The 6,802-nt window shown below is 36.8% G+C and carries 8 protein-coding genes; 7 read left to right on the top strand and 1 reads right to left on the bottom strand.

Translation table 11 applies throughout. The features are described 5' to 3' along the window. Nucleotides 1-65 precede the first annotated feature (65 nt). On the top strand, nt 66-257 hold the full coding sequence (locus VER_RS10405) for a ComF family protein (RefSeq protein ID WP_162100263.1): 192 nt from the start codon (nt 66-68) through the stop codon (nt 255-257). 81 nt (nt 258-338) lie between these two features. Here the strand turns inward: VER_RS10405 and VER_RS07720 are convergent, their stop codons facing one another. Continuing rightward, entirely contained in the window at nt 339-941 is a 603-nt protein-coding gene (locus tag VER_RS07720) for an HD-GYP domain-containing protein (protein WP_115309566.1), read from the bottom strand. A gap of 649 nt (nt 942-1,590) precedes the next feature. Here VER_RS07720 and VER_RS07715 point away from each other — a divergent pair. The 6 genes from VER_RS07715 (at nt 1,591) to VER_RS07690 (ending at nt 6,719) form a co-directional block, all read left to right on the top strand. Next, nucleotides 1,591-2,412, top strand: coding sequence for a basic amino acid ABC transporter substrate-binding protein (locus VER_RS07715; protein ID WP_162100262.1), 822 nt, complete (start codon nt 1,591-1,593; stop codon nt 2,410-2,412). Nucleotides 2,413-2,582: 170 nt separating this feature from the next. Next, entirely contained in the window at nt 2,583-3,344 is a 762-nt protein-coding gene (locus VER_RS07710; protein WP_162100261.1) for a basic amino acid ABC transporter substrate-binding protein, read from the top strand. 29 nt (nt 3,345-3,373) lie between these two features. Further along, nucleotides 3,374-4,564, top strand: coding sequence for a PLP-dependent aminotransferase family protein (locus VER_RS07705; RefSeq protein ID WP_162100260.1), 1,191 nt, complete (start codon nt 3,374-3,376; stop codon nt 4,562-4,564). 119 nt (nt 4,565-4,683) lie between these two features. After that, nucleotides 4,684-5,340, top strand: a complete 657-nt coding sequence (locus VER_RS07700) for an amino acid ABC transporter permease (protein ID WP_115309568.1) — start codon at nt 4,684-4,686, stop codon at nt 5,338-5,340. Beyond that, nucleotides 5,337-6,056 carry an amino acid ABC transporter ATP-binding protein gene (locus VER_RS07695; RefSeq protein WP_162100259.1) on the top strand — a complete coding sequence of 240 codons (720 nt, stop codon included), beginning with the start codon at nt 5,337-5,339 and terminating at the stop codon, nt 6,054-6,056. Before VER_RS07700 ends, VER_RS07695 begins: the two co-directional genes overlap by 4 nt. Nucleotides 6,057-6,521: 465 nt before the next feature. Beyond that, nucleotides 6,522-6,719 (top strand): cold-shock protein, encoded by a 198-nt coding sequence (locus tag VER_RS07690; protein WP_115309570.1) that lies wholly within the window; start codon nt 6,522-6,524, stop codon nt 6,717-6,719. The last annotated feature ends 83 nt before the right edge of the window (nt 6,720-6,802 follow it).

Raw genomic sequence — 6,802 nt, 5'->3', positions numbered from 1 at the left:
TTTACCAACACATTTTGTCCAACCTTTAAATATTATGTATAAATTTAAAACAGCTATAACACCAGATAATTACTGATACTATAGCTGTTTTTACCAACACGTTTTGTCCTATAACCCGAATTTTAAAAGATAAATCTGTATTACTAGTTGATGATATATTTACTACGGGAGCTACTTTAGAAGCCGCCGCACAGGTCCTTGTTCATGAGTATAAGGTCAAAGAGGTGGTGGGGCTCGCTTTGGCTGGTGGTCACTAAAATCACATAAAAAAGCAGCCTACCTAAGTAGACTGCTTACACTATGAATTGGAATCAATAATAAAGATATTTCCTTTGTAGTTAGCCGATAATCTCAATAAAGGCTTTTACTAAATCAGGATCAAAGTAGATGCCAGAGCCACTGAACAATTCCTGTTTGGCTGTTTTTTTACTTTTAGACCAAGATTCTGTGGAAGGATTAATAGCGGAGTCATAATAATCAGCAATACCGATTATACGAGCACCTAATGGAATATTACTACCACAGAGATGTTTAGGAAAACCAGAACCATCCCAACGCTCATGATGATAGCGGATATAGGGAATAATTGGTTGGCAGCATGGATAGTTTTCAATCATGTTTGCCCCGTTCGCAGGATGTTGACGATATTTAGACATTTCCTGTCGGTTGAAGAATGGTGCTTTTTTTAAGACTGTTGAAGGCATCATAAGTAATCCTAAGTCATGCAATAATGCACCATGTCTAATTTGTTCTATTTCGTTGGCTGGTAGTCCTAGTTTAGCGGCAATACTAACAGAATAATTGGCTACATTAATGGAATGTGTATAAAGCTCATAGCTTTTCATGCGAATCATCTGAAGTAATTGGGCGCTAATGGCTTCTAAGCTATCTTGCTCCAATTCATATAAGCCCGATGGCTGCATTAAAGATAACATAAACATAATACTGAGTCCTTCCCTTTGTGTCCCCATTTAACAAGTAAACACATTATACAATATTATGAGCAATTTGGGTATAGGTCTATGTTGCTATCTATGTATAGTAATTTGAGGAAAAGTTAAACGAATTTTGAGAAAGAAAAAGAGAATGCAATGATTAAAAGGATTTACAAAGATAGAATCCTTTAACTAATGAAAGTAGCAAGAGGAAAATATAAAATAGTCATATAATTTTTGTATAGACAAAGTAAAATTCTTTGCGTATAATTTCTTCATACGGGTCTGTGGTTGAAAGTCGAGGCCAGTCGCAGGCAAAACGATCCACGTAAGTAATGCAACGACATTATGAGCATGGTGCGGCTTAGATGTAAGACCTACCGATATAATCGAGAGAAGTAGTAGTGGGGAGCCGGATGCTTAGGAGCGAACCTTCCAGTAGGCGAGTGTGGGGGCAAAGACCAGGTCAGCCGTATGTAAAAGACAGCTTTTTAGCTGTCTTTTATTTTTATACAAAAATTTCTGAATTTTTATTCATTCGCCTATTGACGTTTTATACAAAGTTATGTATAATCATGTCATACCAATTAGATAAACTCAGATAAAGAGAGAGTTTGAACTTATTATTATACAATAAAGAGTAGGAGATGGAGTTATGTTTACACAGAAAATGAAGAAAATTATGCTTACAGGGATGGCCGTATTAGCCATGGGCGCATTAGTGGCTGGTTGTGGTAGCGATACGGCTAGTTCACAAGCTGATAATGGTAAAAAAGTAATTAAAGTGGGTACTAATGCAACGTTCGTACCTTTTGAATTTAAAGATGAAAAATCTCAAGACTTAACTGGTTTTGATATTGATATGGTGAAAGCGATTGCTAAAAAAATGAATGCTGATGTAGAATTTAAAAACGTAGCATTTGATGCATTGATTCCAAGTTTAGGAAATAAGGATATTGATATGGCTGCATCTGGCATGACTATCACTAAAGCAAGAGCGGGTAAAGTATTATTTGCTTCTCCTTACTATGAATCTGGTATGGCAGTGGTAGTAAAAGGGGCTTCGAATATTAATACATTGCAAGATTTGGAAGGTAAAAATATTTCCGTTCAAATGGGGACTACGGGTGCTGACTTAGCTGGGAAAATTGCAAATGCTACGTTAAAACAGTTTGACCATAGTAGTGATGCTTTACTTGAATTAAATAAAGGGAGTGTAGACGCAGCTGTACTAGACTTACCAGTGGCACAATATTATGCTTCAAAACATCCAAATGAAGATGTAAAAGTAATTCCATATCCTAATACAAAAGAATATTTCGGTTTTGCTTTTGCTAAAGATAACAAAGACTTACAAGCGGCTGTGAATAAAGCCTTAGCTGACATGAAACAGGATGGGGAATTAAATGCTATTTATCAAAAATGGTTTAAAACGGATGCCCCTGCGGATATGCCAACTGAATGGTCTGGTAACTGATAGTTCGTATAAATTTAGGAACTGTGAATTGTAAAATAACAATAAATTTGATACCATAGTAACAGATGAACAGTACTATACTTAAATCTTTTTAGTGTAGTACTGTTTCTTTTGTAGTTGACCCTAATTAGCTTGGTGCATGAGTAGAAAGGAAAATAGGAGGACAGATTATGAATTGGAAAAAAGGATGGGCCATTGTAGGCACCGTTGTGGCTTTAAGTGCTCTAGTTGTTGGTTGTGGCAGTGAAAGCAGTAGTGATAAAAAGGTGATTACCTTTGCGGCTGAAACGACGTATCCTCCTTTTGAGTTTGCTGAAGGCGATACATACAAAGGCTTTGACGTTGATTTAAGTAATGCCTTAGCCAAAGAAATGGGGTATGAAGCTAAGTTTGTAAGCATGGGGTTTGATGGTTTAATTCCTGCTTTACAGAGTAAGCAAATTGATGCCATTGCTTCTGGGTTAGTAGTCACTAAAGAACGGGAAGCAAAAGTTAGTTTTACAGAACCTTATTATCATGTGAAATTAGTCATGGTAGTTCGTAATAATGAAACTAATATTAATGGTGAAGATGATATTGCAGGCAAGCGCGTAGCCGCACAAATTGGTACGACCGGTGCTATGTTAGCGCAAAGTAAGCCAGGCACTACGGTGAAAGAATTTGATGCCATTTCTAGTATGTTGCAAGATTTAAGTAACAATAGTGTGGATATTGTTATGCTTGATGAACCAGTGGCTAAATATTATATTCAGAAATTAAATATGAAAGATTTGCGAATCGTACCAGTTGGTTTACAAGATCATACAATTGCCATTGCCGTGCGTAAAGATGATAAAGAGCTATTAGCTAAGATGAATGCGGCCTTTGAAAAGCTTAAAGCTAATGGCGAATATGACAAATTGCAACAAAAATGGTTTGGTGATATACAATAAGTGAGGTAAGGAAAAGGAATTGAGTACCTATGATATATAAAGAGTTATATGCCCAGCGTGCCCGTCAATTAGAGCGGTCCGCTATTGCCGCCTTAAAAGATCAAGCTGCCGGTGAAACCGATATGCTTTCCTTAGGGGAAGGGGTGCCAGCACCTGAATTATTTCCTTGTAACGAATTGAGCGCAGTTGCTAAAGAGGTTTTCCTTCAAGAGGGACAAGAAGTTTTACAATATGGTGATAGTAAAGGCTGGCCGGCCTTGCGAACTAAACTTGTACAAATCGTTAGCAAGTATGGAATTAAAGCAAGTCCTGAAGGGATTCAAATTACCAGTGGTTCCATGCAATCCTTGGATACGGCAGCTCGACTATTTTTAGATGTGGGGGATACGGTTTTGGTAGAAGACCCTACTTTTATTGATGCTAAAAACTGTTTGGCCATGACAGGAGCTACCGTAAAAGGAATTCCTTGTGATTCTGAAGGTATGGATTTAGGTGCCCTAGAGGCAGCTTTAGTAGCTGATCCGTCTGTTAAAGCTATTTATGTAATTCCTGATTATCAAAATCCTACCGGTTTATGTTGGAGTGAAACGCGCCGTCAAGCGTTTATGGATTTAGTAAGTCAATATGAAGTAATAATTTTAGAAGATAATCCGTATGGTGAAATTACGTATACCAATACATATCATCGGGCCTTGGCTTCGTATGACCAACAAGGGCAAGTTCTGTTTATGGGGAGTTTGTCTAAAACACTAAGTCCTGGTATACGTATTGGCTGGTTGTGTGGTAAGCCTCAACTTATTACGGATCTTAGTTTAGTCAAAGAATGTTGTGATATTCATAGTTCCTTACCAGATCATGCCATAGCAGCTGGATTTATGAATATATATTCTTATGACAATCATGTAGCGGCTATGAACGCTGTATATAAAGCACGGCGCGATGCTTTGGTAGCAAGTCTAAGGAGTGCTTTGCCAGATTTTACATTTACTATACCCCGTGGTGGATTCTTCTTGTGGCTTCAGTTGCCTGACAAAATTGATGAATATGCATTTTTTCAAGCGGCTTTAATGGCGAAAGTATTGGTAATTCCAGGAACGCCTTTTTTTGTAAATAAGCCTAGCAAAGGCTTTGTGCGCCTTAACTTTACGGGGTTAGAGCCAGCAAAACTACAGCTCGCTGTTACGCGCTTAGCCAAGGCGTATGAGTCTATGATTAAATAACTATTGACATTGTATAAAAATACAATTATAATTACCTAAGCATAGAAATTTATTTCTATGCTTACTCACGTTATAAATTTATAGATTAGTAAACATGGATACAAAGGAAAGGGTTAATTATGAGTTTTGATTGGAGTTTAATTTGGGATAATTTCCCCATATTATTACAAGGGGCCGTCATTACGATTCAGATTACAGTAATGGCTGTAGGCTGTGGTTTCTTTATCGGTATGATTGCAGCATTAGCTAATTTGTCACGTTTTAAAATTATTCGTTTATTAGTAAAATGCTATGTAGAATTATTCCGTGGTACGCCACTATTGGTACAAATTTTCATGATTTATTTTGCCTTACCTATGGTAATTGGTCAGTCCATCAATCCTTATGTAGCGGCGGTTACAGCATGTAGTATTAACTCTGGTGCGTATGTATCTGAAATTTTCCGTGCTGGTATTCAATCTATCGACAAAGGGCAGATGGAAGCCGGTCGTTCGTTGGGTTTAACTTGGGCTCAAACTATGCGCTACATTGTAATGCCACAGGCTTTTAAAGCTATTATCCCACCACTAGGTAATGAATTTATTGCCATGATGAAGGATACATCCTTAGTATCTGTCATTGGTTTTGAAGAATTAACGCGTCGTGGCCAACTTATTATCGCTCGTACCTATGGTTCTTTTGAGATTTGGACCGCTGTAGCTATCATTTACTTAGTTATGACATTAAGTATTTCACAGTTAGTGGCCTTCCTTGAAAGGAGATATAATATCAAATGATTAAGATGATTGATGTGCATAAAAGCTTTGGCAAGAATGAAGTATTAAAAGGAATTAATCTTCATGTTGAACGGGGTGAAGTGGTCGTTATTATTGGGCCATCTGGATCGGGTAAAAGTACCGTTTTGCGTTGTATGAATTATTTAGAAGAACCAACCTCTGGTGATGTTATTGTTGATGGGATGAATTTAAACAATAAAGAAAACATCAATAATGTACGTGCTGAAGTAGGCATGGTATTCCAACGATTTAATTTATTCCCGCATATGACTGTATTAGATAATATTACCTTAGCACCGCAGAAAATTCGTAAAAGTTCGAAAGCTGATGCTGAAAAGATTGCGCTTGAATTATTAGAGAAAGTTGGTTTAAAGGATAAAGCGCAGGCCTACCCTGAACAATTATCAGGTGGTCAACAACAGCGTGTGGCTATAGCTCGTGCTTTAGCGATGAAGCCAAAAGTCATGCTATTTGATGAACCAACGTCAGCACTTGACCCTGAAATGGTAAGTGAAGTATTGGATGTAATGAAAGAGCTGGCTAATGAAGGAATGACTATGGTCGTAGTTACTCATGAAATGGGCTTTGCTAAAGAAGTAGGGACTCGAGTTCTCTTTGTTGATGAAGGTAGGATTTTGGAAGAAGGTACGCCAGTTGATGTGTTTGAACATCCTAAAAACGAACGTACGCAGTTGTTCTTATCAAAAATTTTATAAAATAGAGTATGACGTCTTTCGCAGGGAAGACGTCATTTTTATTAATAATTTTACTGTTAGAAATGATTACTTTATACAGTAAATTGACTGTACTTAGATAGTCAAAAGAACTGACTTTGTATGCAATGAATTAAGATGAATAAATTCTAATAATTTATAACTGAATAGGCTAAAAATAGTGCATGAAATTATAATTAAATCTATTTATGACTTTTTGATTTTTGAAACTAAAAATACCTAAAGAAGCCCCGTGGTTACAATACTTATAGGGGATATAAAAAATATAAGTTTCATTTGGTAATTAACAAGATGTTTAATTTTGCATAATACTGCCATAAATAATTGTATGTATACTTATAATGCATATACAGTATAATATCCTTGTTTTTTAACATTTACTGTGCTAACATAGTTGAAGGGTACTATAGGTACTCTAATGCAGGGATTTTTTAGGAGGAATTTTTTATGCTCGGTAAAGTTAAGTGGTTCAGTGCAGAAAAAGGTTATGGATTTATTGAAAGAGAAGACGGTGGCGATGTATTCGTACATTTCTCCGCGATTCAAGAAGATGGTTTCAAATCCTTGAATGAAGGTCAAGAAGTAAACTTTGAAATCGTTGATGGCGAACGCGGCCCACAGGCTACGAATGTCACTAAAGCATAAATAACTACACTGAAAGATCGGCTACGGCCGGTCTTTTTTATTTTATATAGTGTTAAGGTATTATCGGGTTATAGGACAAAACG

The organism is Veillonella sp. R32 (assembly GCF_010093125.1).
In the GTDB taxonomy this organism is placed as follows: domain Bacteria; phylum Bacillota; class Negativicutes; order Veillonellales; family Veillonellaceae; genus Veillonella_A.
The sequence above is the reverse complement of the archived record's forward strand: the minus strand, read 5'-3'. Positions and strand labels throughout refer to the sequence as shown.